Genomic DNA, 25964 nt, shown 5'->3' with positions numbered 1-25964 from the left:
TTGCGCCTAAGGGTGGACGTGCTTCCGAGCGAAGGGGCGGTGTACCCCGATGTGGTCCTGGTGGTGGACGTGATCCGGGCCACCACCACCGCCGCCTGCCTCCTGGAGGCGGGGGCGGAGGCCTTGTACCTGGTGGATAGCCTCGAGGCCGCCCGGGCCTTCAAGGACGAGGACGTGGTCCTGGCGGGGGAGGTGGGGGGGCTAAAGCCCCCGGGGTTTGACCTGGGGAACTCCCCCCGGGAGGCCCTCGAGGCCCCCGTGGGGGGCAAGGTGGTGGTGATGAGCACCACCAACGGCACCAAGGCGGCCCACGCCGCCGCCAAGACCGGCAAGCACGTCCTCCTGGCCTCCCTCTACAACGCCCACGCCGCCGCCCGGCTTGCGCGGGAGCTCGCCACGGAGGAGGTGGCCATCCTCTGCGCCGGCAAGGAGGGGCGGGCCGGGCTGGACGACCTCTACACCGCCGGGGTCTTGGCGGAGTACCTGGGCCTTCTGGGCGAGGTGGAGCCCGAGGACGGGGCCCGCATCGCCCTGGCCGTCAAGCGGGCCTACCAGGACCCCTTGGAGGCCCTAAGCCTCTCCGCCGCCGCCCAGGCCCTCAAGGGGGTGGGCCTGGAGGGGGACGTCCCCTTCGCCGCCCAGGTGGCCAAGAGCGCCGCCGTGCCCATCCTCTCTGGGCGGGTGGGGGACGCCCTCATCTTCAAGCGGGCCTACTGAAGGCCCTCCTCCGCCAAGAGCTCGTGAAAGCGCCTTATGGCGGCGATGCCCTTTTCCAGGTTGAGGAGGTCAAACTTCTCGTTGGGGGCGTGCAGGTTATCGTCGTTGAGCCCTAGGCCCAAGAGGACGATGGGGGCCTTAAGGGCCTCTTGGAGTTCCGCCACCACGGGGATGGTCCCCCCTTCCCGGGCGTAGACCGGGGGCTTGCCCCAGACCTCCTCCAGGGCCCTGGCCATGAGGCGCATGGGGGGGCTATGGGGGTCGGTGAGGACGGGCTTACCCCCGTGGAGGCGTTTCAGGGAAAGGCGGTAGCCAGGGGGAAGGATCTCCCTCAGGTAGGCCTCGGTGAGCTCGGCCACCTCCTCGGGGTCCTGGTCCGGCACCAGGCGCATGGAAAGCTTCAGGCCCGCCTCGGCGGGAATCACGGTCTTGGAGCCCTCCCCCTGGTAGCCCCCATACACCCCGTTCGGGTCCAGGGTGGGCCTCGCCCAAAGCCGCTCCAAGGGGGCGTAGCCCTCTTCTCCCGGCAGGTGGTCCACCCCAAGCTCCCGCTTCAGGGCCTCCTCGTCCAAAGGGGGCCAAAGCCTTTTCTCCTCCTCGGCAACGGGCCGCACCCTATCGTAGAAGCCGGGAATGAGGACCTTCCCCGTCTTCTCGTCCTTAAGCCGGGCGAGGAGCCAGCCCAGGGCCTGGATGGGGTTCGGGGCCACCCCCCCGAAGGCCCCGGAGTGCAGGTCCCGCCTGGCCCCTTGAAGGCGCACCTCCAGGTAGCAAAGCCCCCTTAGGCCGTAGGTGAGGGTAGGGGTTTCGGGGGCGAACATGGCCCCGTCGGAGACGAGGACCACGTCCGCCCGGAGCCTCTCCCGGTTTTCCCGCACGAAGGGGAGGAGGTGGGGGCTTCCGATCTCCTCTTCTCCCTCCACCAAGAACTTGACGTTCACCCGCGCCGCCAAGCCCTCCAGGGCGGCCACGTGGGCCCAAAGCTGCCCCTTGTCGTCGGAGGCACCCCGGGCGTAGATCCGCCCCTCCCGCACCACCGGGGAAAAGGGCGGGGTTTCCCAAAGCTCCAGGGGATCGGGGGGCTGGACGTCGTAGTGGCCGTAGACCAAGACCGTGGGGGCCTTTTCGTCCAGGAGGCGCTCGGCGTAGAGGATGGGGTGGAGGGGCGTTTCCGAAAGCTCGGCGCGGAAGCCTAAGGCCTCGAGGCGGTCCTTAAGCCAAAGGGCCGCCCGGCGCACGTCCTCCTTGTGGGCGGGGTCGGTGGATACGGAGGGGATGGAAAGGAACTCCAAAAGGGGCGCTAGCGTCTTCACGCCCCCATGCTACCCTCTTCCGCCAAGGCCTTGCCCTCTTCCAGGAGGAGAAGCTTAAGCCTTGCCACCTCGGCCTCAAAGCGGGCCTGCAGGGCCTCGAGCTCAGCCCTGAGCCGCATGATCTCCTCCACCCCCGCCAGGTTCACCCCCAACTCCTGCGTCAGGCGGCGGATCTCCCTTAACTTCTCAATGTCCCGCTCCGAGTAAAGCCGCGTCTTCCCACCAGACCGCTTCGGCTTGATGAGCCCCTTCCGCTCGTAAAGCCTTAGCGTCTGCGGGTGCATCTCCACCAGCTCCGCCGCCACCGAAATCACATAGACCGGGCGGTCCTTGTCCGTGACCCTGTCCATGGTCTTTAGCTCCTCCCGCTAAACCCTACTAACCCTTCTCATTATACGCCCCCTGAAAACCCTAGGCGCAACGAAGCGCGCTTGGCCGCCGCCATCACCCGGGGGGCGAGGAGCCTGGCCGCCTCCAGGGAAAGCCGGCTCGCCGGGGCGGAGAGGGAGATGGCCGCCACCACCTGCCCTGAAGGGCCGAAGACAGGGGCGGCCACGCACCGCACCCCCAGCTCCTTCTCCTCGTTGTCCAGGGCGTACCCTTGGGCCCGCACCTCCCCTAGCTCCTCCAAGAGCTCTTCCAGGCGGGTCTTGGTGTGGGGGGTGAAGGGGGTAAGGCGCAGGCCCTCCGGCACCCCCCTATAGGCCAAGAAGACCTTCCCCACCCCGGTGGCATGGAGGGGGGCCCGGCTACCGGGAGCGGTGAAGAGGCGCACCAGTTGCCTCCCCTCCACCTGGTCCAGGTACAGGGCCTCCTGCTCCCAGGGCACCGCCAGGTTCACGCTCTCCCCCGTTTCCGCCGACAAAGCCTCCATCTCGGGGCGCGCCGCCGAGAGGAGGTCCGGCCGCAGGTACGCCTGGCCCACGGCGAAGGCCCTGGGCCCCACCCGGTACACGCCCCCTTCCTCCGTCACGAAGCCCCGCCGGGCCAAGGACTGGAGGAGGCGGTAAAGGGTGCTCTTGGATAGCCCCGTGGCCTCGGCCAAGGCGGCAAGCCCCGCTTCCCTGGCCTCCGCCAAGGCCTCCAGCACCCGTAGCCCCTTTTCCAGGGTCTTGACCTCGCTTGCCCCCTTTTCCCTCGGCCTCGGCACGGGGGCTTAGGTTAGCATGGCCCGGGCAGTTTTTCAAGATGTGAAAAAGCATTCCGTCTATTGACAAACCCGGCCCCGCCCCCGTAAGCTCGGGGCACCATGAAGGGCGTGGAGATCACCAAAGACCACCCCCTCCTTAGGGAGGTGCTGACGGAGGAGGCCCTGAAGTTCGTGGTGGCCCTGCACCGGGAGTTCAACCCAGTGCGGAAAGCCCTTCTTGCCCGCCGGCACGAGCTTTGGGAGCGGTACAAGGCCGGGGAAAAGCCCGACTTCCTCCAGGAAACCGCCTTCGTCCGGGGCGGGGACTGGCGGGTGGCCGAGGCCCCCCAGGACCTCCTGGACCGCCGGGTGGAGATCACCGGCCCCGTGGACCGCAAGATGATCATCAACGCCCTGAACTCCGGGGCCAAGGTCTTCATGGCGGACTTTGAGGACGCCCTCTCCCCCACCTGGGACAACGTCATCCAGGGGCAGAAGAACCTCTACGACGCCGTGCGCCGCCAGATTGACTTCGTTTCCCCCGAGGGCAAGGAGTACCGCCTAAAGGAGAAGACCGCCACCCTGGTGGTGCGCCCCCGGGGTTGGCACCTGGTGGAAAAGCACGTGCGGGTGGACGGGGAGCCCATCTCCGCTAGCCTCTTTGACTTTGGGCTCTACTTCTTCCACAACGCCCACGAGCTCCTAAAGCGGGGAAGCGGGCCCTACTTCTACCTGCCCAAGATGGAAAGCCACCTCGAGGCCCGCCTCTGGAACGAGGTCTTCAACTTCGCCCAAGATTACCTCCAAATCCCCCGGGGCACCATCCGGGCCACGGTGCTCATAGAGACCATCCTGGCGGCCTTTGAGATGGAGGAGATCCTCTACGAGCTCAAAGAGCACGCCGCCGGGCTCAACGCCGGCCGCTGGGACTACATCTTCAGCTGCATCAAGAAGTTCGCCACCACCGCCCCCATCTTCCCCGACCGGGCCCAGGTCACCATGACCGTGCCCTTCATGAAGGCCTACACCGAGCTCCTGGTGAAGTCCTGCCACATCCACGAGGCCCACGCCATCGGGGGCATGGCCGCCTTCATCCCAAGCCGCAAGGACCCCGAGGTGAACGAGCGGGCCTTCCAGCAGGTGCGGGCGGACAAGGAGCGGGAAGCCTCCCAAGGCTTTGACGGCACCTGGGTGGCCCACCCCGACCTGGTGCCCGTGGCCCAAGAGGTCTTTGACCGCTACCTGGGGGATAAACCCCACCAGAAGCACGTGAAGCGCCTGGATGTAGAAGTGAAGGCGGAAGACCTCCTCCACTTTGAGGTCCCCGGGGGGAAGGTGACGGAGGGAGGCTTGAGGAACAACGTCTCCGTGGCCCTGCAGTACCTGAACCAGTGGCTTTTGGGGAACGGGGCCGCCGCCATCTTCAACCTCATGGAGGACGCCGCCACCGCCGAGATCAGCCGGGCGCAGCTTTGGCAGTGGGTCCACCGGGAAGCCAAGTTGGAGGACGGGCGCACCGTGACCCCGGAGCTTTACCAAAGGATCAAGGAGGAGGAGCTCGCCAAGCTGGGGGGCCGGGAGAAGGAGCGGTACAAGGAGGCGGAGGAGATCCTGGACAAGCTCGTCCTCTCGGAGGAGTTCATAGAGTTCCTCACCCTGGTGGCCTACGAGTACCTGGACTAAGGCCAAGGGCGGGGAAGGGGCGGGGAGCTTCCCCGCCTTTTGCCCTAAAGTGGGAGGAAAGGAGGGAAGCCGTGGGCTTTTTGGAAGAACTCAAGGCCCTTTTGCCGGGCAGGGTCCTCACCCAGGAGGCGGCCCTCGCCCCCTACGAGTCCGACGCCCTCACCGCCTACCGCAGGCGCCCCCTGGCGGTGGTCTTGCCGGAGAGGAAGGAGGAGGTGGTCCAGGTGGTGCGGCTTTGCCACCGCCACGGCGTCCCCTTCGTGGCCCGGGGGAGCGGCACCAGCCTAAGCGGCGGCTCCTTGCCCGTGGAGGGGGGGATCGTCCTTGCCTTAAACCGTATGAACCGCATCCTCAGGCTGGACCCCACCGCCCGCATCGCCGTGGTGGAGCCTGGGGTGGTGAACCTGGAGGTTTCCCGCCAGGCGGCCCCCTTCGGCCTCTACTACGCCCCGGACCCCTCCAGCCAGCCCGTGTCCACCATCGGGGGCAACGTGGCCTTCAACTCGGGGGGGGCCCACTGCCTGAAGTACGGGATGACGGCGAACCACGTGCTGGGCCTCGAGGTGGTGACCCCGGAAGGGGAGGTGGTGCGCCTCGGGGGGGAAAGCCTGGAGGGGGTGGGCCCTGACTTCCACGGCTTCTTCGTGGGCACGGAGGGGCTTTTGGGGGTGGCGGTGGAGATCACCCTAAGGCTCCTCCCCAAGCCCGAGGCCTACCACACCCTCCTCGCCGCCTACGACAGCCTGGAAAAGGCGGGCGACGCCGTGAGCCTCGTGATCCGAAGGGGCCTCCTCCCCGGGGCCCTAGAGATCATGGACCGCCTGGCCATTGAGGCGGCGGAGAAGGCGGTGCGGGCGGGCTACCCGCAGGCGGAAGCCCTCCTCATCGTGGAGCTTGAAGGCCCCAAGGAGGAGGTGGCGGAGGAGGCCCGGGTCCTGGAGGAGGTGATCCGGGAAAGCGGAGCCTACGCCGTGCGGGTGGCGCAAAGCGAGGCGGAGCGGCAGGCCATCTGGAAGGGGCGCAAGGCGGCCTTCAGCGCCGTGGGCCGGCTTTCCCCGGACTACCTGGTCCAGGACGGGGTGGTGCCGCGAAGCCGCCTGGGGGAGGCCTTGCGGGAAATCCAAAGGCTTTCCCAGGCCTTCGGGCTTAGGGTGGCCAACGTCTTCCACGCCGGGGACGGGAACCTCCACCCCCTGGTCCTCTACGACGGCAAAAAGCCGGGAGAGCTGGAGCGGGCCGAGGCCCTGGCCGGAGAGATCCTGAGGCTATGCGTGCGCCTTGGGGGGTCCCTTACGGGCGAGCACGGGATCGGGGTGGAGAAGAAGGCCTACATGCCGGAGATGTTCGCCCAGGAGGACCTTTTCGCCATGGAGAGGGTGAAGGCCGCCCTGGACCCCAAGGGCCTCGCCAACCGGGGCAAGGTCCTCCCGGAGGTGGTCCATGGTTAGGGCCTCCACCCTGGCCGAGGTGGTGGAGGCGGTGCGGGCCTACCCCCGCCTGAGGCCCAGGGGCGGGGGAACGAAGCCCGCCCTCTCCGCCCCCCGGGAGGGGGAGGTGGAGCTAGCCCTCGGCCTTTCCGGCATCCTGGAGTACGAGCCCGAGGAGTTCGTCTTCACCGCCTGGGCCGGCACCCCCGTCGCCGAGGTGGAGGAGGCCCTAAGGGCCCACGGGCAGTACCTCCCCTTCCACCCGCCCCTAAAGGCCCAGGGGGCCACCCTGGGGGGCACGGTGGCGGCGGGGCTTTCCGGGCCCTTGCGCCACCGGTTTGGGGGGGTGCGGGACTTCCTCCTGGGGGTGCGCTTCGTGGACGGGGAAGGGAGGGTGGTGCGGGGCGGGGGCAAGGTGGTGAAAAACGCCGCCGGCTTCCCCTTCCACCGGCTCATGGTGGGCTCCTTGGGGGCCTTTGGCGTCATGGTGGAGCTCTCCTTCAAGGTCTTCCCCTACCCTAGGGCCACGAGGACCCTCCGGGCGGAGATGCCAGGCCTACACGAGGCCCTTTCCGCCCTGGAAAGGCTACGCCTCCTCCCCCTGGACCTCCTGGCCCTGGACCTCATCCCCCCCGCCACCCTCGAGGCCCGCCTGGGGGGCTTTCCCGGGAGCGTGGCGGCCCGCCTGGAGGGCCTAAAGCGCCTCCTGGCCCAGGAGGGGGCCCAAAGGACCGAGGTCCTGAAGGAGGACGAGGCCCACTGGGAGGGGGTGCGGGACCTCCGCTTCCTGGAGGAAAGCCCCATCTGGGTGAAGGTGCCGGCGGGGCCTCTATCCATCCCCCGCCTCGAGGCCCTCCCCTTGGGGCCTAGGCGTTACCTGGACGGGGGGGAGGTCCTCTACGCCGGCACGGGACCCGAGGGGCTAGAGGCCCTAAGGCGGGCGGGCTTTCCCCACCTGGTCCTCCGCGGGGCGGAAGACCCCCTCTACCCCCCGCCCCCCGAGGCCTTTTTCGCCAAGCTGAAGCGGGCCCTAGACCCCACGGGCCGGTTTCCCTTAGGGTGAGAGCATGCAACACCGCATTCCCGTGGAAGCCTTGGGCAAGGAAGGGGAGGTAATGGCCCACGCCATAGAGGCCTGCGTCCACTGCGGCTTCTGCCTCCCCACCTGCCCCACCTACGTGGTCCTGCAGGAGGAGATGGACTCCCCCAGGGGGCGCATCTTCCTCATGAAGGAGGTCTTGGAAGGGGCCCTGCCCCTGGAGGAGGCCCTCCCCTACCTGGACCGGTGCCTGGCCTGCCAGGCCTGCGTCACCGCTTGCCCGAGCGGGGTGCCCTACGGCGAACTCATCGCCACCTTCCGCCTCCACACGGAGGAGAAGCGCCACCGCTACCCCCTGGAAAGGGCCTACCGCCTAGCCCTCCTCCGCACCCTCCCCTACCCCGAGCGCTTCCGCCCCCTGGCGGCGCTGGCCACCCGGCTTAAGCCCCTCCTTAAGCCCCTGCCCCTGCCCAAGCCCCTTAAGGCGCCCTTAGCCCTCCTCCCCGAGCGCCTGCCGGAGGAAGCCCCCTACCTAGAGGTCTACCCCGCCAAGGGGGAGAGGAAGGCCCGGGTGGGGCTCCTCCTGGGGTGCGCCCAGAGGGTCCTCCGCCCCTCCATCAACGAGGCCACCCTCCGGGTCCTCCAGGAAAACGGGGTGGAGGTGGTGGTGGCCCGGGAACAGGTCTGCTGCGGAGCCCTAAACCTCCACGCCGGGGACAAGGAGGGGGCAAGGGCCCTCGCCCGCAAGAACCTAAAGGCCTTCCAGGACGTGGACTACGTGGTCACCAACGCCGCCGGTTGCGGCTCGGGGATGAAGGAATACCCCCTCCTCTTCCTGGGGGAGCCCGAGGAGGAAGAGGCCAAGGCCCTGGCCGCCAAGGTCAAGGACCTCACCGTCATCCTGGACGAGCTCGGCTTCACCCCGCCCCCACCCCCCAAGACCCCCTTAAGGGTGGCCTACCACGACGCCTGCCACCTGGCCCACGCCCAAGGGGTGCGGGAGGCCCCCCGGAGGGTCCTGAAGGCGGCGGGGGTAGAGATCCTGGAACCCAAGGAGTGGGAGCTCTGCTGCGGGTCCGCCGGCACCTACAACCTCTTCCAGCCGGAGATCGCCGAGGCCTTAGGGAAGCGCAAGGCGGAAAACCTTAAGGCCACCGAACCCCACCTGGTGGTTACGGGCAACATCGGCTGCCTCACGCAGATTAGCGCCTACCTCCAGGGCATCCCCGTCCTCCACACGGCAGAACTCCTGGCCCTCCTCTACGAGGGGAAGAGTCCCCTCGAGGGCAGGTAGAAAGCGAGCCTAGGGGACTGCCTGAGCTCCGCCATGGCCCAGGTGGAGGAAGCCCCTCTCCTCTATAAGGACCAGGGCTTTGACCCAACCGACCTGGCATGGAAACTCTCCTGAAAGATGCCTTCTTCCACGCCCTGCAGGCCACGGACCCCTACCGCCTCACCCTAAAGGCCCTTCCCCCTTCCCGGCCCGACCTGGTCCTCGCCGTGGGCAAGGCGGCGGCCCCCATGCTTCGGGCGGCCCTGGACCGGTACGGGGAGGTCCCCTACCACCTCACCCTGCCCCAAGGCCAAGACCCCTTGGGCCTGAAGGCGGTCTTCGCCCGCCACCCGGTGCCCGATGGGGAAAGCGTGCGGGCGGCGGAGGAGGTCCTAAGCCTCCTCGCCGCCCTTTCCCCCAAGGCCCGGGTCCTCGCCCTCCTCTCCGGGGGCGGGAGCGCCCTCTGGTGCGCCCCTTTGGGGATAAGCCTGGAGGAAAAGCAGGCCCTCACCCAGGCCCTCCTCCAAAGCGGGGCGAGCATCCGGGAGATCAACGCCGTGCGCAAGCACCTCTCCCGCATCAAGGGGGGAAGAGCCCTCCTCGCCACCCGGGCCAGGGTCCACGCCCTCCTCCTCTCCGACGTCCCCGGGGACGACCCCAGCGTCATCGCCTCCGGCCCCTTCCACCCCGACCCCGCCACCTACCTGGAGGCCCTGGCGGTCTTGGAGCGGTACGGCCTGGCCTTTCCCGAGGCCCGGGCGGTGCTGGAAGCGGGGGCCGAGGGGCGGCTTCCCGAAACCCTCAAGCCGCAAGACCCCGCCCTTAGGCGCCTCACCTGGCGCCTGGTGGGCACGAACCTCCACCTTCTAAGGGCGGCCCAGGCCTTCCTGAAGGGCCAAGGCCACCGGGCCGTGGTCCTCTCCGACCGCTTCGGGGGGGAGGCCAGGGCCCTCGCCCGCTTCCACGCCGAGCTGGCGGAGACCATCCGCGCCCACGGGGTGCCCTTTCGCAAGCCCCTTTTCCTCCTCTCGGGGGGAGAGGCTCAGGTGAGGGTGACGGGCCGGGGCAAGGGGGGGCGGAACCTGGAGTTCCTCCTCGCCCTCTACGCCCATCTCCCAAGGCCCCTCTACGCCCTGGCGGCGGACTCCGACGGCCTGGACGGGAATAGCGGGGCGGCGGGCGCCCTCCTCACGCCCGAGGTCTGGGCGCGGGGCCTAGACCCCAGGCCCTTCCTGGAGGAGAACAATAGCCTGGGCTTTTTCCAAGAAATAGGCACCCTCCTCCACACGGGCCCCACGGGCACGAACCTGAACGATTTTCGCCTCCTCCTGGTAGACTGAAGGGGTTGACGAGCCTCTACGTCCACGTCCCCTTCTGCCCCACCCTTTGCCCCTACTGCGACTTCCACGTGGTGCGCCGGGGGCCTGGGTGGGTGGAAGCCTACCTGAGGCGCCTTAGGGAGGAGGCGGAAGCCCTCCACGCCCGCTACCCCCATCCTCTAAAGACCCTCTACCTGGGCGGGGGCACGCCCAGCTACCTGCGGGACCAGGAGCTTTTGGCCCTCTTCCAGGCCCTCCCCTGGCCCTTGGCCGAAGGGGCAGAGGTGACCCTCGAGGCCAACCCCGGCACCCTGAGCCCCGCCCGGCTCCGGCTCCTCAAGGACCTGGGCGTCAACCGGCTCTCCTTGGGGGTGCAGAGCTTCCAGGACCCGGTGCTCCGGTTCCTCGGCCGGGCCCACGGGCGCAAGGGGGCCCTGAGGGCGGTGGAGCTCGCCCTGGAAGCGGGCTTCCGCCTTTCCCTTGACCTCATCCTGGGCCTCCCCATGCAGGACGTGGAGAAGGACCTAAAGGAGGCGGCAAGCCTTGGCCTAGGCCACGTCTCCGCCTACACCCTGCAGGTGGAGAAGGGAACCCCCTTCGCCCTCCTGGGGCTAAGGGAGGATCCGGAACGGGAGGCCTGGGCCATGGAGCGGGCGGAGGAGATCCTGGGGGAAGCAGGGCTAGAACGCTACGAGGTTTCCAACTTCGCCCGCCCTGGGGAGGAGGCCCAGCACAACCTGGTCTACTGGCGCAACGGCTTCTGGCTCGCCCTGGGGCCTTCCGCCACCGGGCAGTACCCCGGGGAAGGCCCAGCCTACGCCCTGAGGCGCACCCACCCTCCCCTCCCCCGCTGGCTCGCCAAAGAAGCCCCAAGGGAAGAGCCTATAAGCCCCCTGGAGCACGCCAAGGAAAGCCTCATGCTGGGTCTAAGGCTTCGGGAGGGGGTGGACGTGGCCCAGGTGGAGGCAAGGGTAGGCCTCACCCTCTTCCCCCGCCTGGCAGGGCGGGCCCGGGAGTTGGCGGAAGCCGGCCTCCTTCGGGTGGAGGGAAAGCGGCTACGCCCCACCCCCAAGGCCTTTCCCCTCCTCCACCGGGTGGTCCTGGCCCTTTGGGAAGCCCTTGAAGGCCCGGAAGGGGCGGGCTAAACTTTGACCAAGTCTAAGGAGGTGGCCCATGGACCTGAAAGCCTTGGCAGAACAGGTGGCCCAGGCCCAACCCTTCACCCAGCACCTGGGGGCGGAGGTGGTGCGGGTGGAGGGAGAGGTAGTGGAGTTCGCCCTAGAGGTGCGGCCCGAGTTTTACCAGCACCTGGGGGTGGTCCACGGGGGGGTCATTAGCGCCCTCTTGGACAACGCCCTCACCTTCGCCGGGGGGCTCGCCCTGGGCCCCAACGTCCTCACCGTGGAGTTCAAGGTGAACTTCCTCCGCCCGGCCAAGGGGAAAAGGCTTCGCGCCCTAGGCCGGGTGGTCCACGCCGGGAAGCGCCTCGCCGTGGTGCAAGGGGAGGCCTACAGCGAGGAGCCCGAACCCCGGCTCATCGCCTTGGCCCAAGGGACCATCAGCCAAGTCTAGGCCAGGGCCAGCGCCTCCCGGGCCCGGTCCGCCAGGGCGAAGAAGCGCTCCTTGGTGAGGGGGACCTTCCCCGTGACCAGGCCCTTGCCGGGCTCGTAGTGGGCGTGGAGGTGGATGTGGGCCCGGGGCAGGCGGAGGCCGATGCGCTTCAGCTTGGCGTGGCGGGGGGAAACGTCCGCGAGGAGGAAAGGCTCACCCAGGGCGTCGGAAAGGGAGGCGGTCATGATGGTGGTGGGGAGGTCGTAGGGCCTTTCCATGCGGTAGATGAAGTCGGGGAAGTCCGCCTCCTTTTCAAAGCGGACGCCCCTTTCCTTGGCGTACTCCCGCATCCAGGAAAGGAGCTCCACCCAGGCCTGGTACAGCTCGCGTTCGTGGGCCGCGCTCATGGCCCGAGTATACCCCGAGGAAGCCTCGCCGCAAACCGAAAACCCCCAGGGGGATCCCTGGGGGTCCAGCCTGGTGGGCGCGAGTGGACTTGAACCACCGACCCCTACCGTGTCAAGGTAGTGCTCTGGCCACCTGAGCTACGCGCCCGCGCTTTTGGAGGCGCCGGCCGGATTCGAACCGGCGAATGGAGGTTTTGCAGACCTCTGCCTTACCACTTGGCTACGGCGCCAAGCCGTAAGGTAGCTTAGCACGGGGCCACGAGGAGTGTCAAGAAAGCCCATAACCAAGGGAAAGGTGCTATGATGCCAGGCAATGAGCGACGTTTTCGTGCGCCTCAGGCGGGGGCGGTGGCCCTTCTCCAAGGGGCTTTTGTTGGAAGCCCTCCTGCCCTTAGGGGTCCCCCTCGAGGCCGCCCAGGCCCTGGCCCACACCGTGGAGGAAAGGCTTAAGGAGGAGGGGCGCAAGGAGGTAACCCCGAGGTACCTCCGCCAGGTCCTCTTGGCGGAAGCCGCCAAGGCCCTAGGGAAGGAGGCGGCGGAGGCCCTGGCCCAAAGGACCTTGCCTTTTGAGGAAATCCTGGTCCTGGAGGGCAAAAGGCGCCGCCCCTTCTCCAAGGGGCTTTTGGTGCGGAGCCTGGAGGAGGCGGGGCTTTCCTTAAAGGAAGCCCACGAGCTCGCCAAACGGGTGGAGGAAAGGCTACGCCAGGAGGGCGTGCGGCAGATCGCCGCCCGCAGGCTAGAGGAGGTGGTGGCCCAGGAGGTGGCCAAGGCCAAGGGCCAGGCGGCGAGGCGGCGCTACCTGGAACGCCGGGCCTTCGCCGGGGAGCTCTTTGTGGAAGAGGAGGGCGGCGAGCCCCGCATGCCCTTCTCCAAGGGCATCCTGGCCCAGTCCCTCATGGGCATCGGCCTCTCCCCGGAGGGGGCCTACCGCCTGGCCCGGGAGATTGAGGGGGCCTTGCGGCGGGAAGGCCTTAAGGTGATCCGCCGCCCGGAGCTTCGGGAAAGGGTCTACCAGGCCCTTCTCAAGGAGGCGGGGGAGGAGGTGGCCCGGCGCTACCTCCTCCTAAGGCACCTCCGCCGGAGCGCCCGGCCCGTGCACATCCTCATCGGCGGGGTCACGGGGGTGGGCAAGAGCGTCCTGGCCTCGGCCTTGGCCTACCGCCTGGGCATCACCCACATCGTCCCCTCGGACGCCGTGCGGGAGGTCTTCCGCGCCTCCTTGTCCAAGGACCTCCTCCCCACCCTGCACCTCTCCACCTTTGAGGCCTGGAAGGCCCTCCTGCCCGAACTTTCCCAAGAGAGCCACGAAGCGCGGGTGCTGAGGGGCTTTCTGGACCAGGTGGCCCGGGTAGCGGTGGGGCTCAGGGCCATCCAGGAACGGAGCGCCCTGGAGGGGACCTCCATCGTCCTCGAGGGGGTGCACGTGGTGCCCCGCTACCTGGAACACCCCTACCAGGACCGGGTCCTCACCGTGCCCATGCTGGTCTACCTGCAGGACGAAAGGCTTCACCAGGACCGCTTCCGCCTCCGGGACCGGGAAACGGGCCACGCCCGGCCCAAGGAAAAGTACCTGGCCCACTTCGCCGAGATCCGCCTGATCCAAGAGCGCCTCCTCCTCTGGGCCCAGGAGGAGGGCATCCCCCTCATCCCCGGGGAGGACCTGGACGAGGCGGTGGAGAAGGCCCTGGAGGTGCTGGTGGCCTACCTCGAGGCCCGGGGCCAGGCGGAGGTGGCCCGTGCTTGAAGCCTTAGCCTTTTCCCTCCTCCTCGCCCTGGCCTTCCGTTTGGAAAGGCGCCTGCCCCTTTGGGCGGTGGGGGTCTGGCTAAACCTCCTCTACTTCGTCTACCAAAACGAGCTGGGCTCGGGCTGGCTCGCCTACCTCAGGGGGCTTGGGGCGGGGCTATTCCTGGCGGCGGGCTACGGGCGGCCGGACCTGGCCTGGGCCCTCACCCCCTGGCCCCTCCTCCTCTACCTAAGGCTGGACGTAAGGGAGTTCCTCCTCTACCTCCCCACCCTGGGGGAAGGGATGCTCCTGGGAAGCCTCCTCTACTTGGCGGGTTTCCGCAAGCGGTAGAGGAGGTAGGGAAGCCCAAGCCCCAAGGCCCCCCCGAGGAGGAAGGGCCAAGGGTGGCCGAAGAGGAGCTGGAGGAGGAAAAGCACCCCGTAGAGCCCCAGGAAAAAGGGCACGGGGAAAGGCTTCTCCCCATAGGCCACCCCCATGGTGGCCACGAAGAGGCCCACGGCCAGGGCCATCCCCTCTTGGTTTGGGCGCAGGAAGAGGAAGTAGGCGTAAAGGGCCACCCCAAAGAGGGCAAGGGCTTGGGAAAGGCGGTTCGGGCTCATTCCTGGACGAAGCGGCGGACCAAAACCTGGGAAAGGACCAGGGCCACCCCGCCCCAGGCCACCTGGGGCTCCCGCCCTAAAAACCCCATGACCGCCGAGAAGACCCCGGCCAGGAGGAAAAAGGGGACGTACTTGGGGTTCACGGTGAGCCCCAGGACGAAGGCCACCAAAAACCCCGCTACCCCCGGGGGAAGGCTCGCCCCCAGGTAGAGGAAAAGGAGCATGAGAAGGATGGTGATGGCCCCCGCCAGGTAGTAGGCCCCGGGGAAGGGCTCGGGCACCTTCTTTCGGACGCGCTTGGCCTCCGGCATACCCGAAGCCTACCAGAGGCCTGCGGCCTTCGCCACCCTCTCGAGGGTGGCCGGCACCGGGGAGTCAAGCCGCGCCACCCGTTCCGCCGTGGCGGGGTCCTTGAGGCCGTGGCCCGTGAGGGTGAGGACCACGGTACTTTCCGGCTCCAGGCGGCCTTCCTTAAGGAGCTTCCACACCCCGGCCATGGCGGCGGCGCTGGCCGGTTCGCAGAAGATGCCCTCCTCCTCCGCCAAGTAGCGGTAGGCGGCCAGGATCTCCTCGTCCGTGACCGCCTCTATCCTCCCGCCGGACTCCTCCTTGGCCCGCACCGCCCCCTCCCAGCTCGCCGGGTTGCCGATGCGGATGGCGGTGGCCAGGGTTTCCGGCTTCTCCACCGGGTGCCCCAGGACCAAGGGGGCCGCCCCTGCCGCCTGGAAGCCCAGCATGCGGGGAAGCCGCCTAGCCTTCCCCAAGGCGTGGTACTCCTTGTAGCCCTGCCAGTGGGCGGTGATGTTCCCGGCGTTCCCCACGGGGAGGGCGTGGTAGTGGGGCGCATCCCCGAGCTCGTCCACCACCTCAAAGGCCAAGGTCTTCTGGCCTTCCAGGCGGAAGGGGTTCACGGAGTTCACCAGGGCCACGGGGTAGCGCTCCGTGAGCTCCCGGGTGAGCCTTAGGGCCTCGTCAAAGTTCCCCTCCACCTGGACGATGCGGGCCCCGTGCACCAGGCTTTGGGCCACCTTGCCCAGGGCCACGTACCCGGCGGGCAGGACCACGATGGCCCGAATCCCGGCCCGGGCGGCGTAGGCGGCGGCCGAGGCGGCGGTGTTCCCGGTGCTGGCGCAGGCGATGGCCTCCGCCCCCGCCTCCACCGCCTTGGAAACCGCCAAGGTCATCCCCCGGTCCTTGAAGCTCCCCGTGGGGTTCAGGCCCTCGTACTTGGCGAAAAGCCGGATGCCCCTCTCCCGGGCCTCCTTGGGGCCCTTGAGGGGGATTAAGGGGGTGGAGCCCTCCAGGAGGCTCACCACCGGCGTCCTCTCGGAAACCGGCAGGTGGGGGCGGTAGCGCTCTATGAGGGGAAGGCGCATGGGGATATGCTCCCAGGGAAGGGGCTAGCGGGTCAAGACCTCGGGGAAGGGGTTTCCCTCGGCCAGGGGCGGCCTGGCCCGGGGGGCGGGCAGGTGCCCCGGGGCCCCGGAGAGGAGGCGGAGGAGGTCGGCGAAAAGCCCGCTCGCCGTGGCCCCACCCCCCGCCCCGGGCCCCGTGACGAAGACCTCCCCCAAGGGGTGGGTGCGCACCCAAAGGGCGTTGCCCTGGGCCTGGGCCAAGGGGTGGCCCTGGGGCAGGTACCGGGGGGCCACCTCCGCCCGCCACCTGCCCCCTGCCCCGTAGAGGCTTGCCACCAGGCGCACCCGCTTCCCTTGGGCCTCCGCCTCTTTTAGCGCTTCCGGGGTGAGGCGGGTAATCCCCTTGGCCGCCACCTCCGAGAAGGGGAAGCCGGGGTCTAGGAGGAGGCGGGCGAGGAGGGTGAGCTTGTGGGCGGCGTCTATTCCCTCCACGTCCAGGCTGGGGTCGGCCTCGGCGTAGCCCAGGCGCTGGGCCTCGGCCAGGGCCTCGGCGTAGGTCCTGCCCTTTTCCATTTCCTGGAGGATGTAAAGGGTGGTGCCGTTCAGGATGCCGTGGAGCTCCAAGACCTCGCTCCCCCTCAGGGTTTCCAGGAAGGAGAGGGCGGGGGTGCCCGCCATGACGCTCGCCTCGTGGTAGAGGAGGCCCTCCTCGGCGAAGGGGCGAAGGACCTCCCAGGCCTCGGCCAAGAGGGCCTTGTTGGCGGTGATGAGGGGGATGCCGGCCTCGAGGGCAGGGAGGACGAGCTTCAAGGGCGCCTCCACCCCCCCAAGGGCCTCCACCACCACGTCCGCCTCCAGGAGGTCAAAGGGCTCCACCCGGAGGAGCTCTTGGGGAATGGCCCTGGGCTTGGCCTTGTCCCGCACCAACACCCCAAGGAAGCGGGGGACAAAGCCTAAAGCGGCGAGCTCCTCCTGCCGCTCCTGGACCAGGGTGTAAAAGGCGCTCCCCACGGTGCCCCCTCCAAGGAGGGCGAGGTTTAGCCGTTCCATGGAAGGGATTATAGGCTAAGGGGGTGGAGGCCAAGGCCCTTCTGGAAGAGGCCGCCTTGGAGCGGGGCCTAGGGGTGGCCTGGGCCCCCCTCGCCCCCCAGGAGAAAGCCCAGGCGAGGTTCCAGGCCTGGCTTGGGGCGGGGCGGCACGGGGGCATGGCCTACCTGGAAAGGCGCGTGGAGGAGCGCTTTGACCCAAGGCGCCGCTTCCCCATGGCCCAAAGCGCCCTCCTCCTCTTCGCCCCCTACGCCTTCCCCGACCCCGGGAAGCCCGCTGGGGGCCTCCGGGTGGGCCGGGTAGCCCGCTACGCCTGGGTGCGGGACTACCACCTCCTCCTGGGGGAGGAGCTTAGGCGGCTTGAGCGGGTGGCGGAAAGCCTTGGGGTCTTCGCCAAGGGCTACGTGGACCACGGGCCCCTTTCCGAGCGCACCCTGGCCGCCCTCTCGGGAACGGGCTGGATTGGGCGAAACGGCTACTTCCTCTCCCAAGGCTTTGGGGTCCACGCCTTCCTCGCCGTGCTCCTCACCTCCTTGGAGGTGGCGCCCTCCCCCCTTCACCCCTTCCGCTGCGGCCGGTGCACCCGCTGCCTCCCCGCCTGCCCCACGGGGGCCCTCCTAGGGGACGGCACCCTGGACGCCCGCCTTTGCGTGAGCTACCTCACCGTGGAGCACAAGGGCTTCATCCCCCCTAGGCTTTGGCCCGGGATAGGGGAATGGCTCTTGGGGTGCGACCTCTGCGGGGAAGCCTGCCCCTGGGAGCGGTTCGGCAAGGCCTGGCGGGGCTTTGCCCCCGAGCCCGAGCTGGCCCACCCGGACCTTCGGGACTTCTTCCGCCTCTCGGGGCACGCCTTCCAGAGAAAGTACGCCGGCACCGCCTTCCTAAGGCCCGGCCGGGCCCGCATGGCCCGGAACGCCCTCATCGTCCTGGCCAACCTGGGCCTGGGGGAAGACCTGATGCGGGAAGCCGCCCAGGACCCAAGCCCCCTGGTGCGCCGCACCGCCCTCCACGCCCTCTTCCTTGCGGGAAAGCCCATAGAGGGCTTCCTAAAGGACCCCGAGCCCGATATACGCCGGGACGCCCAAGCCCTACTGGAAGCGCCCGGTGCGGTAAACCTTCTCCAGGGCCTGGGGCAGGCCCCAGGCCCTCAGGTCAAAGAGAAGGGGCCCTAGGTCGTAGGGAACCTTGAGGAAGCGGGCCTCCAGGGTGTCCGTGTCCAGGACGAGGGCATCGGCCCCCGGCTCCCCGGAGAGGCTTAGGCCCACGCTCCCCGGGTCCGCCACGAGCCCCTGGCCCACCCGCCGCGCCAGGGGCAGGTGCCGCCCCCCGAGGAGGAGGGCTTTGGCCCCGTAGCGCTCCAAGAGGGCCAGGAACTCCCGGGCCGGGCCCAGGAGGTCCACGCCCTCCTCGGGGCGGCCCGGCCTGCCGTGGAAGGCCACGAGGCGGGTATCCCCGTAGCTTCGCCGGTGGGAAAGCCGGAGGGACCGGAGGTAGGCGAGCTCCTTCTCCCCCAGTTGGCTCCGGGTCCAGTCCAAGGTGGCCTTGCCCAGGCCCTCGGGGAGGGCGTGGTCCACGGGGTAGGCCACCCGCAGGTCCCAGGCCCCGGCGATGGCGGGAAGCCCCTCCTGCATGAGGCGCCGCACCACCTGGCGGGGATGGGGGCCATAGCCCACGATGTCCCCCAGGACCAGGACCTCGTCCACCCCCTCGGTGCGGAGGGCCTCGAGGGCGGCCTCGAGGGCGGGCAGGTTAGCGTGGATATCGGAAAGGACCCCGAGGCGCATGGGACCATTCTGCCATAGCCCCCGCCTGGTCAATCTCACAGAGGAACCGTATGGTGAAAGGGTGCGCCCTTTCCTCCTGGGCCTGGCCCTGGCCCTCACCCTTCCCCCCTTCCCTTTGGGCTTCCTCGCCCCTTTGCCCCTCGCCCTCCTCCTCCGGGGCGGTTTCCGGGAAGGCTTCCTCGCCGGGTTGGGCTTCTTTGGGCTCCACCTCATCTGGCTTCCCCAAAGCTTCGCAAGCCTCTTCGGCCCCCTAGGGGCGCTCCCTTTTCTGCCCCTGGTCCTCCTCAAGGCCCTCTCCTTCTGCCTCCTCTTCGGCCTCACCCCCTCGCCCTTAGCCCGCCTCGGGGGGTGGGTGGTCCTGGAGTGGCTCACGGAGCAAGGGGAGTTGGCCTTCCCCTGGGGGCTTTTGGGCTACGCCCTGGTGGAGGCCCCGGGGCGGGCGCTCGCCGCCTGGGGCGGGGTCTACCTCCTCTCCCTCCTCGTCCTCCTCACCGCCTATGGCCTCGCCCATAGGCGCCCCTGGGTCCTCCTCCCCTGGGCCCTCCTTTGGCTCTGGCCCCTGCCGGAGGCGCCGGCGGACCGGTGGGCCCTCCTCGTCCAAGGAAACCTGAACCCCCTGGCCAAGGTCCAAGGGGAGCTGGACGAAAAGGTCTACCTCCGCCTTACCCAAGAGGGCCTCGCCCAGCACCCGGAAGCGGGGCTTGTGGTCTGGCCGGAAACCGCCATTTGGCGCATCCCCGAGGGCCTAGACGCCCTCCTCCAAGACCGCCCCCTCATCACCGGGCTCAACCTCTTTGGCCCCAACCGGGCGGTCCTCTACCAAGGGGGAGAGGTCCTGGCCCACTACGATAAGGTGCGCCTGGTGCCCTTTGGCGAGCGGTTTCCCTTCCGGGAGGTTCTGGGCGGAGTCTACGGCTTCTTCTTCCGCGCCTTCGGCCTAGGGGAGCTCGCCGACCGCGCCCCCGGGAAGGGTTTTGCCCCCTTGGGGCCTTACGGGGCCTTTATCTGCTACGAGTCCGTCTTCCCCTCCGTGGCCCGAAGCCTGGCCCGGGAAGGGGCCAAGGTCCTCGTCCTCCTCACCAACGACGCCTGGTTCGGTTCCTCCTTTGGGGGGCGCCAGCACTTCGCCATGGGAAGGCTTAGGGCGGTGGAAACGGGCCTCTGGCTCCTTAGGGCCGGGAACGACGGCATCACCGCCAGCGTGGACCCCTGGGGCCGGGTGGTGGCCGCCATCCCGCCCCACCGGGAAGGCTTCCTCCTTGCCCCCTACGCCCTTCGGGAAAGCCCCACCCCCTACGTGCGTTTTGGGGACTGGGCGGTGGCCCTGGCGTTGACCATTTTCCTCCTTGGCCTTATCCTTAGGGTGCGTCTGCCGGGGTGGCGGAACAGGTAGACGCGGCAGACTCAAAATCTGTTGCCCGATGAGGGCGTGCGGGTTCGAGTCCCGCCCCCGGCACCAAAGGGCCCCGCAAGGGGCCTTCACGCTTTTTCCCAGAGGGCCAGGGTGTACCCCGCCTCCAGGTGGAGGCGGGGTGGGCTCCCCAGGGCTTCCTGGAAGAGGGCCCGAAGGGCCTCCGGGGAAAGGCGCCGGGCCAAGGGCGGGCCCATTTCCTCCTCCCGGTAGGGCCACTCCAGCACCGCCACCCGCTGGGCCACCCGCGCCGCCTCTTTGAGGGCGGGGACGGGGTTTAGGTGGTGGAGGGAGAGGCCAAAGAAGGCTAGGTCAAAGCTTCCCTCGGGAAAGGGGAGGCTTTCCGCCCTGCCCTCCACGAAACGGGCCCCCTTCACCTTGGCCCGGGCCACCTCCAGGCGGTCGGTCCGAGGGTCCAGGCCCACGGCGAAAAGCCCGAGCTCGGCGAAGGCCTCGGCGAAGACCCCTGTGCCGGTGCCGATGTCCAGGGCGCTTTTGGCCTCAAGGCCCTCGAGGGCACGCCGCGCCACCTCCAAGGGGGGAAAGCGCTTTAGGCGTTCGGGCAGGCGGAAGGGGTCTTGGGCCTCGCAAGCGTTGGTGAGGAGGGCCCACAGGACCACAGCCCCCTCCTCCGCCGCCTCGGCGAAGGCCCCCTCTAGCGCCCGAAAGACCGCCGCCTCTTCCCCGGAAAGCTCGGTGTGGGTGGGGAAGACCCGGTGCTCCACGCCGCTTCCCTCCAGGGCCAGGAGGGCTTTTTCCACCGCACGGTAATCCCCTTGCCGGAGGGGGTAAAGGGCGAAAAGGGCCTTTAGCGCCATCGCCCTAAGTATAGGGCGGGGCGGTTCCCCGCCCGCCTCCCCGCCCGGTCCGCCTCCTCGTACGGGGGTTTGGCCTCCGGAGCGAGGTAGACCGCCTCCCCTTCCGCCTCCGGGGGGCCCAGGAGGGCGGTGAGGTCCTCCCGGGTGAGGAAGCGGGCGTGGGTCCAGGGGCGCACCCCCTTCTCCCCCAGGCGGCGGTAGAGGGCAGCCCAGGGGGAGAGGGCCTCGAGGAGGCCCACCACCAAGGCCCCGCCCGGCCTAAGAACCCTCCTGGCCTCCCTCAGGGTTTCCTCCACGTCCTCCACGAACTCCAAGGTGGTGAAGAGGAGGACCACGTCAAACCGCCCAGGAGGAAAGGGCAAGGCCTCCCCGTGGGCGGCCACCCACTCCACCCCGGGAGTCCGCTCCTCCCCCACCCGGCGCATGGCGGCCGAAGGCTCCACCCCTACCTTCTCCCGGTAGGGAAACCGCCTGAGCCAGTACCCGGTTCCCGCCCCCACCTCTAAAAGACTCTCCCCCGGCGGGAGGAGGGCCCTTAGCGCCCTTTCCTCCTCGGCGATGACGTAGGCCCCCAAGGGGGTCTCGTACCAGGCCTCGTAGGCCTCCGCCAGGCCGTGGAAGGGGTCCTCCACGCCCTCAGTCTAGCCGCACCACCACCCCCTCATCGGGCCTGAGGCGAAGGAGGTCCCCCACCCGCTCCTCCCGGTCCAGGTGGGTGGAGAGGACCACCCGTCCCCCTCGAGGAAGGGGAAGCGCCTTTTCCTTATCCGTGAAGTTCAGGGCCACGAGCCACCCCTCCCCCCGCAGGTAGGCGTAAACGCCCTCCCGGGCCCAGTAGGTGCGGTAGGCCCCGTAGAGGAGGCCAGGGTCCTTCCTGAGGGCGATGAGGCGGCGCACCAGGTGGAGCATGGAACGGGGGTCCTTCTCCATGGCCGCCACGTTGCGCCTTTGCCAGTCGGGGTTGAGGGGAAGCCAAGGCTCGGCGGTGGAGAAGCCGGCGTTGGGGGAGTCGTCCCAGGGCATGGGGGTGCGCTCGGGGTCGCGGCCCGGGGGAAGGCCGTGCTCGCCCTGGCGGTCCCTTTGCCTTAGGGCGGCGGGGTCTTGCACCTTCTCCGGGGGGATCTCCCCGTTGGGGAGGGCGAGCTCGTCCCCGTAGTACCAGGTGGGGGTGCCCCTCAGGGTGAAGAGGAGGGTGGCCGCCACCCGGGCCTGGGCCTCCCCCAGGCGGGAGGCTAGGCGGGGCTGGTCGTGGTTGCCCAGGACCCAGTTGGGCCAGTCAAAGCGGGTGAGGAGGCGCTCGTACTCCTCCACGATGCGGGCGATGTTCTCGGGCCGCCAATCGGGTAGGCCCTGGGTGATCAGGCTGAAATTGAAGGGCAGATGGCACCCGGCGGCATAGTAGCGCACAAGCCGGTGGAGGGGCAGGTAGATCTCCCCCACCATAACGCGCGCCCGCCCATCCTGGGAAAACTCGTCCAGAACAAAGCGCATCTCCCGCACGTAGGCGTAGGTCTCCGGTTGGTCCTCGGTATAGAGGTGCTCGTGGCGCGCCCGATCCGGCAAGCCCAGGTGCCAAAAGGAGCTTCCAGGCTCGTCCCGCAGAAGGGGGTCCTTGCCCAAGAGCCAAAGCGTATCCACCCGAAACCCGTCCACCCCCCGCCGGAGCCAGAAGCGCATGACCTCGTGCATGGCCTCCCGCACCTCGGGGTTCCGCCAGTTGAGGTCGGGCTGCTCTGGCAGAAAAAGGTGGAGGTAGTACTGCCCCGTCCCCTCGTCCAGGGTCCAGGCGGGGCCGCCGAAGAAGCTCTGCCAGTTGTTGGGCGGGCCCCCGTCGGGTGCGGGGTCGGCCCAAATGTACCAGTCCCTTTTGGGGCTTTCCCGGGAGGCGCGGGACTCCAAAAACCAAGGGTGCTCGCTGGAGGTGTGGTTGGGCACCAGGTCTATGAGGACCCTTAGCCCCAGGGCGTGGGCCTCCTGAAGGAGGCGGTCAAAGTCCTCCAGGCTCCCGAAGATGGGGTCCACATCGCAGTAATCGGCCACATCGTAGCCGAAGTCCTTCATGGGGCTCTTGTAGAAGGGGGAAAGCCAGAGGGCGTCCACCCCGAGGGATTTGAGATAAGGGAGGCGCCGCCTTACGCCCTCGAGGTCCCCGATGCCGTCCCCGTTCGTATCCTGGAAGCTCCGGGGGTAGACCTGGTAGATAACCGCTTCCCGCCACCAGCTCATGCTCCGGAGTCTACCCCGTGGTCGCCCTCGGGCAAAGGGGGCGTTTGGGTGGGAAGAGAGCGCCTAGCCATGGCGCCAAGAAGCCGCTCCCGGGTGACGATGCCCAGAAGGCGTCCCTCTTCATCCACCACCGGCACAGGCAACTCCGCCCCCGCCGCCAAGGGCAAGGCCTTCTCTAGGGTTTGTTGAACGTTCAAAGTGGGAATAGATTCCACAAACTGCTGTAGGTCTGGCGTTTTCCCCCAAAGCCTAAGGGCCTGAGCCAACCGCTCAGCCCGCACCACCCCCAGGAAGGACCCGTTGGGGTCTACGGCATAGGCGCTGGCCACCCCCATCCGCCCCATGCGGTACAGGGCCACCCGCACCCCATCCCGCCCCAAGGTAACCGTGACCGGCTCCTGCAAGATCGCCCCCAGGCGGTATACCTTTGCCGGGTTAACCCCCTCCAAAAAGGCTTCCACATACGGATCCTCCGGACGGTCAAGGATTTCCTCAGGGGTACCCACCTGCACCACCTCCCCATCCCGCATGATGGCGATGCGGTCGCCAAGCCGCAGTGCCTCGTCTAGATCATGCGTCACGAAGAGGATGGTCTTCCTAAGATCCTTTTGCAAGCGCAAAAGCTCATCCTGCATTTCCCTTCGGATCAAGGGATCTAAAGCGCTAAAGGCCTCGTCCATGAGGAGAACGGGTGGGTCGGCGCAAAGGGCGCGGGCTAAGCCCACCCGTTGCTTTTGCCCTCCGGAAAGCTGGGCCGGAAAGTGCCGCTCATAGCCCTCGAGGCCCACCCGGGCAAGCCAAGCCCGAGCCCTTTCCTCCCGCTCCCGGCGGGAATACCCCTTAAGCTCCAAGGGCAGGGCCACGTTCTGCAAGGCCGTGCGGTGGGGAAGGAGGGCGAAGTGTTGGAAAACCATCCCAAACGTCTCCCGACCATGCAAAGGAAAATCCCCTTCCAAGAACGGCTTTTGCCCGCAGACTGTCCCGAGTTAAGGAGCGTGCAGATTTTGTGAAGGCTTCGTAAATGTTCTTTAGCATTTTCCAACATTTCACAAACAAACCACCCGCGGGCTATCATGAAAAACATGGGTCTCATCATCGTGGCCAACCGTGCTCCCTTTCGCCGAACGCCCCAAGGCCTGGTGCCGGCGGTGGGAGGCCTGGCCACGGCCCTGCTTCCCGTTTTGGAAGCCCAGGGGGGGACATGGGTCGCAGCCAGCACGGGATTCAAACCCCACCCGGGTACCACACTCCACGATGGGCGGGTGCGCGTTGAAGAGGTTCCCCTTCCTGAAAAGGAGTGGCAAGGATACTACGGGGGCTTTTCCAACCGCGTCCTCTGGCCCCTATGCCACTATTTCCTGGAGAAAGTGGAGCTCCGTCGGGAGTTCTACCTGGACTACCAACGGGCCAACCGCCGCTTTGCCGACAAAGTAGCTCAGATCTACCGCGAAGGGGATACGGTCTTCGTGCAGGACTACCACCTTCTCCTCCTCCCTCGCCTTTTGCGCGAGCGCATATCCGGACGGATTGGGTTTTTCTTCCACATTCCCTGGCCCTCTAGCGGGGTCTTCCGTATCCTCCCTTGGGGCCGCTCCCTAGTAGAGGGAGTTCTAGGCGCCGATCTCATCGGCTTCCATACCCAGGAATACGCAGAAAACTTCCTGCGCACCGCCGCCTACTATGGGTACACCGTGACAGGCCAAAGGGTACAGGTGGGAGAGAGGTGGGTGCGGGTGGAAGTACACCCCCTCGGGATTGACAGCCAACGCTTCGCCGAGCTTGCCCGCCAACCCCACGTCCACCTCCACGCCCAGGCCCTCAAACGCCTTGCAGGAACGAACCACCTCATCCTGGGAGTGGACCGCCTGGACTACACCAAGGGCATCTTGGAGCGCCTACTGGCCTACGAGCGCTTCCTGCAAGCCTATCCCCACTGGCGTGGGCGGGTAGCCTTTTTCCAAATCGCCACCCCAAGCCGCACCTCCGTGTCCGCCTATCGGGAGCTCAAACGCAAGGTGGACGAGGTGGTAGGGCGCATCATCGGCAGCTTCCTACGGGAAGACTGGGTGCCCCTGCGCTACTTCTACCAAACCTATACCCAAGAGGACCTGGCCGCCTTCTACCTGGCTGCCGATGTGGCCCTCATAACCCCCCTACGGGACGGGATGAACCTTGTGGCCTTAGAGTACGCCTACACCTCCCAAAACGGCGTGCTCGTCCTCTCCAACCTGGCCGGCGCCGCCGAGTATCTGCGGGAGGCCATCCTGGTGAACCCGTACGACCTAGACGGCATAGCCGCCGCCTTGGACCAGGCCCTTCGTATGCCCCAACGCGAAAGGCAGGAACGCCTATCCGCCCTTAAGGAGCGCATATCCCAGATGGACGTCCAAGGGTGGGCGCTACGCTTCCTGGAATCCTTAAAGAGAAAATGAAAAGGGAAAGGCTAATCTTCCTTCTAGACTACGACGGAACCCTAGCCCCCCTTGCTCCCAGGCCCGAGGAAGCCTTGCCCCACCCCGAGGCCGCCGGAATCTTAAGAGCCCTAAGGGAGTGTTACCCCGTTTACGTGATCACCGGCAGAAGGGTAAAGGACCTAGAGCTCCTCCTTCCCCTTCCGGGCCTGGCCGTGGTGGGAGGGCACGGGGTGGAGGAAGGCGTGCTAGGAGGGGAAAGTCGTCTCCTGTACCACATAGATTTATCCCCCCTCCGGGCAAACCTTCCCCGGTGCCCTGGAGTTTTCGTGGAGGACAAGGGCTTCGCCCTGGCCCTCCACTACCGGGGCGCACCAGACGAGGGCCAGACCCAACGTTGCCTGCGGAGGTGGCTAAGGGGTGTAATCCCCCTTCTGAGGAGCCTAGGCCTCGAGGCCCTCCCTGGGAAAAAGGTCTTGGAATTAAAGCCCAGGGGGGCCAATAAGGGACAGGCCGTCCTAAGGCTCTTGGAACGCTACCCAGACCACACCCCCATCTACATAGGCGACGACCGCACGGACGAAGCCGCTTTCCGGGCGCTTCGGAAGAAGGGTCTCACCTTCAAGGTGGGGCCAGGGTTTACGGCGGCCGCGGGAAGGCTTCGGGACGTGGATACGGTCATGGCCTACTTGAAAACTTATCTCTAGCCC

The 25964-nt window shown here is 67.9% G+C and carries 26 protein-coding genes, 3 tRNA genes and 1 pseudogene; 15 read left to right on the top strand and 15 right to left on the bottom strand.

The features are described 5' to 3' along the window. Entirely contained in the window at positions 1-717 is a 717-nt protein-coding gene (locus LXN00_RS03245) for a 2-phosphosulfolactate phosphatase (RefSeq protein WP_234504677.1), read from the top strand. Here the strand turns inward: LXN00_RS03245 and LXN00_RS03240 are convergent. The 3 genes and pseudogenes from LXN00_RS03240 to LXN00_RS03230 all read right to left on the bottom strand — a co-directional run bounded on the left by LXN00_RS03240 (position 711) and on the right by LXN00_RS03230 (position 3180). Then, on the bottom strand, positions 711-2030 hold the full coding sequence (locus LXN00_RS03240) for a dipeptidase (RefSeq protein ID WP_234504676.1): 1320 nt from the start codon (positions 2028-2030) through the stop codon (positions 711-713). The genes LXN00_RS03245 and LXN00_RS03240 overlap by 7 nt on opposite strands. Then, positions 2027-2362: pseudogene (locus LXN00_RS03235) on the bottom strand (heat shock protein transcriptional repressor HspR); the annotation flags it as partial. The pseudogene LXN00_RS03235 and the gene LXN00_RS03240, both read right to left, overlap by 4 nt. A 59-nt stretch (positions 2363-2421) precedes the next feature. Continuing rightward, entirely contained in the window at positions 2422-3180 is a 759-nt protein-coding gene (locus tag LXN00_RS03230) for an IclR family transcriptional regulator (protein WP_234504672.1), read from the bottom strand. Positions 3181-3279: 99 nt separating this feature from the next. Between LXN00_RS03230 and aceB the strand changes: the two genes are divergently transcribed. From aceB to LXN00_RS03195, 7 genes are all read left to right on the top strand, one after another. Beyond that, on the top strand, positions 3280-4842 hold the full coding sequence (aceB, locus tag LXN00_RS03225) for a malate synthase A (protein WP_234504670.1): 1563 nt from the start codon (positions 3280-3282) through the stop codon (positions 4840-4842). Between the two features lie 71 nt (positions 4843-4913). Beyond that, positions 4914-6290 (top strand): FAD-linked oxidase C-terminal domain-containing protein, encoded by a 1377-nt coding sequence (locus tag LXN00_RS03220; RefSeq protein ID WP_234504666.1) that lies wholly within the window; start codon positions 4914-4916, stop codon positions 6288-6290. Next, positions 6283-7332, top strand: coding sequence for an FAD-binding protein (locus tag LXN00_RS03215; RefSeq protein ID WP_234504665.1), 1050 nt, complete (start codon positions 6283-6285; stop codon positions 7330-7332). The genes LXN00_RS03220 and LXN00_RS03215 overlap by 8 nt, the downstream gene beginning before the upstream one ends. A 4-nt stretch (positions 7333-7336) precedes the next feature. Next, a complete protein-coding gene (glcF, locus tag LXN00_RS03210; protein ID WP_234504661.1) occupies positions 7337-8602 on the top strand; it encodes a glycolate oxidase subunit GlcF in 1266 nt (421 codons plus the stop codon). 98 nt (positions 8603-8700) lie between these two features. Next, positions 8701-9921 (top strand): glycerate kinase type-2 family protein, encoded by a 1221-nt coding sequence (locus tag LXN00_RS03205; RefSeq protein ID WP_234504659.1) that lies wholly within the window; start codon positions 8701-8703, stop codon positions 9919-9921. A gap of 5 nt (positions 9922-9926) precedes the next feature. Beyond that, positions 9927-11045 (top strand): radical SAM family heme chaperone HemW, encoded by a 1119-nt coding sequence (hemW, locus tag LXN00_RS03200; protein ID WP_234504657.1) that lies wholly within the window; start codon positions 9927-9929, stop codon positions 11043-11045. A 28-nt stretch (positions 11046-11073) separates the two neighbouring features. Next, a complete protein-coding gene (locus tag LXN00_RS03195; protein WP_234504645.1) occupies positions 11074-11472 on the top strand; it encodes a PaaI family thioesterase in 399 nt (132 codons plus the stop codon). On the opposite strand, the gene LXN00_RS03190 is transcribed toward LXN00_RS03195, so the two are convergent. The 3 genes from LXN00_RS03190 to LXN00_RS03180 all read right to left on the bottom strand — a co-directional run bounded on the left by LXN00_RS03190 (position 11469) and on the right by LXN00_RS03180 (position 12088). Continuing rightward, on the bottom strand, positions 11469-11858 hold the full coding sequence (locus LXN00_RS03190; protein ID WP_234504644.1) for an NADH-quinone oxidoreductase subunit 15: 390 nt from the start codon (positions 11856-11858) through the stop codon (positions 11469-11471). The two genes, LXN00_RS03195 and LXN00_RS03190, sit on opposite strands and share 4 nt — an antisense overlap. Positions 11859-11929: 71 nt before the next feature. Beyond that, positions 11930-12006 (bottom strand) — tRNA-Val (locus tag LXN00_RS03185). 7 nt (positions 12007-12013) lie between these two features. Then, positions 12014-12088 (bottom strand) — tRNA-Cys (locus LXN00_RS03180). 83 nt (positions 12089-12171) lie between these two features. On the opposite strand from LXN00_RS03180, the gene LXN00_RS03175 reads away from it, so the two are divergent. Both LXN00_RS03175 and LXN00_RS03170 read left to right on the top strand, forming a co-directional pair. Further along, positions 12172-13602, top strand: coding sequence for an ATP cone domain-containing protein (locus LXN00_RS03175; protein WP_234504642.1), 1431 nt, complete (start codon positions 12172-12174; stop codon positions 13600-13602). After that, a complete protein-coding gene (locus LXN00_RS03170; RefSeq protein WP_234504640.1) occupies positions 13595-13933 on the top strand; it encodes a hypothetical protein in 339 nt (112 codons plus the stop codon). The genes LXN00_RS03175 and LXN00_RS03170 overlap by 8 nt, the downstream gene beginning before the upstream one ends. Here LXN00_RS03170 and LXN00_RS03165 read toward each other — a convergent pair. From LXN00_RS03165 to LXN00_RS03150, 4 genes are read right to left on the bottom strand one after another with little or no spacing between them, the layout of a single operon-like run. Beyond that, entirely contained in the window at positions 13906-14202 is a 297-nt protein-coding gene (locus LXN00_RS03165) for a hypothetical protein (RefSeq protein WP_234504638.1), read from the bottom strand. The two genes, LXN00_RS03170 and LXN00_RS03165, sit on opposite strands and share 28 nt — an antisense overlap. Next, positions 14199-14513, bottom strand: a complete 315-nt coding sequence (locus tag LXN00_RS03160; protein ID WP_234504636.1) for a hypothetical protein — start codon at positions 14511-14513, stop codon at positions 14199-14201. Before LXN00_RS03160 ends, LXN00_RS03165 begins: the two co-directional genes overlap by 4 nt. A gap of 9 nt (positions 14514-14522) precedes the next feature. Continuing rightward, positions 14523-15578, bottom strand: coding sequence for a threonine synthase (thrC, locus tag LXN00_RS03155; protein ID WP_234504634.1), 1056 nt, complete (start codon positions 15576-15578; stop codon positions 14523-14525). Between the two features lie 24 nt (positions 15579-15602). Further along, on the bottom strand, positions 15603-16607 hold the full coding sequence (locus LXN00_RS03150) for a homoserine dehydrogenase (RefSeq protein ID WP_234504631.1): 1005 nt from the start codon (positions 16605-16607) through the stop codon (positions 15603-15605). 23 nt (positions 16608-16630) lie between these two features. Between LXN00_RS03150 and queG the strand changes: the two genes are divergently transcribed. Then, positions 16631-17776 carry a tRNA epoxyqueuosine(34) reductase QueG gene (gene queG / locus LXN00_RS03145; RefSeq protein WP_234504629.1) on the top strand — a complete coding sequence of 382 codons (1146 nt, stop codon included), beginning with the start codon at positions 16631-16633 and terminating at the stop codon, positions 17774-17776. On the opposite strand, the gene LXN00_RS03140 is transcribed toward queG, so the two are convergent. Next, positions 17693-18388 (bottom strand): metallophosphoesterase family protein, encoded by a 696-nt coding sequence (locus LXN00_RS03140; RefSeq protein ID WP_234504625.1) that lies wholly within the window; start codon positions 18386-18388, stop codon positions 17693-17695. The genes queG and LXN00_RS03140 overlap by 84 nt on opposite strands. A gap of 61 nt (positions 18389-18449) precedes the next feature. Between LXN00_RS03140 and lnt the strand changes: the two genes are divergently transcribed. Next, a complete protein-coding gene (gene lnt, locus LXN00_RS03135; protein WP_234504622.1) occupies positions 18450-19781 on the top strand; it encodes an apolipoprotein N-acyltransferase in 1332 nt (443 codons plus the stop codon). Further along, positions 19760-19847: transfer RNA gene (locus LXN00_RS03130), tRNA-Leu, on the top strand. Before lnt ends, LXN00_RS03130 begins: the two co-directional genes overlap by 22 nt. Positions 19848-19867: 20 nt before the next feature. Here the strand turns inward: LXN00_RS03130 and LXN00_RS03125 are convergent. The 4 genes from LXN00_RS03125 to LXN00_RS03110 are packed head-to-tail and all read right to left on the bottom strand — an operon-like array spanning position 19868 to position 23781. After that, the gene (locus LXN00_RS03125; protein WP_234504619.1) at positions 19868-20617 is read right to left on the bottom strand and encodes a class I SAM-dependent methyltransferase; all 750 of its coding nucleotides are present in this window, start codon (positions 20615-20617) and stop codon (positions 19868-19870) included. Further along, a complete protein-coding gene (locus tag LXN00_RS03120; protein ID WP_234504618.1) occupies positions 20608-21249 on the bottom strand; it encodes a class I SAM-dependent methyltransferase in 642 nt (213 codons plus the stop codon). The genes LXN00_RS03125 and LXN00_RS03120 overlap by 10 nt, the downstream gene beginning before the upstream one ends. A 4-nt stretch (positions 21250-21253) precedes the next feature. Next, complete coding sequence (locus LXN00_RS03115) at positions 21254-22843, bottom strand: alpha-amylase family glycosyl hydrolase (protein ID WP_234504617.1); 1590 nt, start codon at positions 22841-22843, stop codon at positions 21254-21256. Continuing rightward, positions 22840-23781, bottom strand: a complete 942-nt coding sequence (locus LXN00_RS03110) for an ATP-binding cassette domain-containing protein (RefSeq protein WP_267962560.1) — start codon at positions 23779-23781, stop codon at positions 22840-22842. The genes LXN00_RS03115 and LXN00_RS03110 overlap by 4 nt, the downstream gene beginning before the upstream one ends. A 144-nt stretch (positions 23782-23925) precedes the next feature. Between LXN00_RS03110 and otsA the strand changes: the two genes are divergently transcribed. Next, a complete protein-coding gene (gene otsA / locus LXN00_RS03105) occupies positions 23926-25275 on the top strand; it encodes an alpha,alpha-trehalose-phosphate synthase (UDP-forming) (protein WP_234504609.1) in 1350 nt (449 codons plus the stop codon). Further along, a complete protein-coding gene (gene otsB, locus LXN00_RS03100) occupies positions 25272-25961 on the top strand; it encodes a trehalose-phosphatase (RefSeq protein WP_234504607.1) in 690 nt (229 codons plus the stop codon). The genes otsA and otsB overlap by 4 nt, the downstream gene beginning before the upstream one ends. The last annotated feature ends 3 nt before the right edge of the window (positions 25962-25964 follow it).

It is taken from the genome of Thermus brockianus, from assembly GCF_021462505.1.
GTDB lineage: Bacteria > Deinococcota > Deinococci > Deinococcales > Thermaceae > Thermus > Thermus hydrothermalis.
Note: the sequence above shows the minus strand (reverse complement) of the source record. Positions and strands in the feature narration are given on the sequence as shown.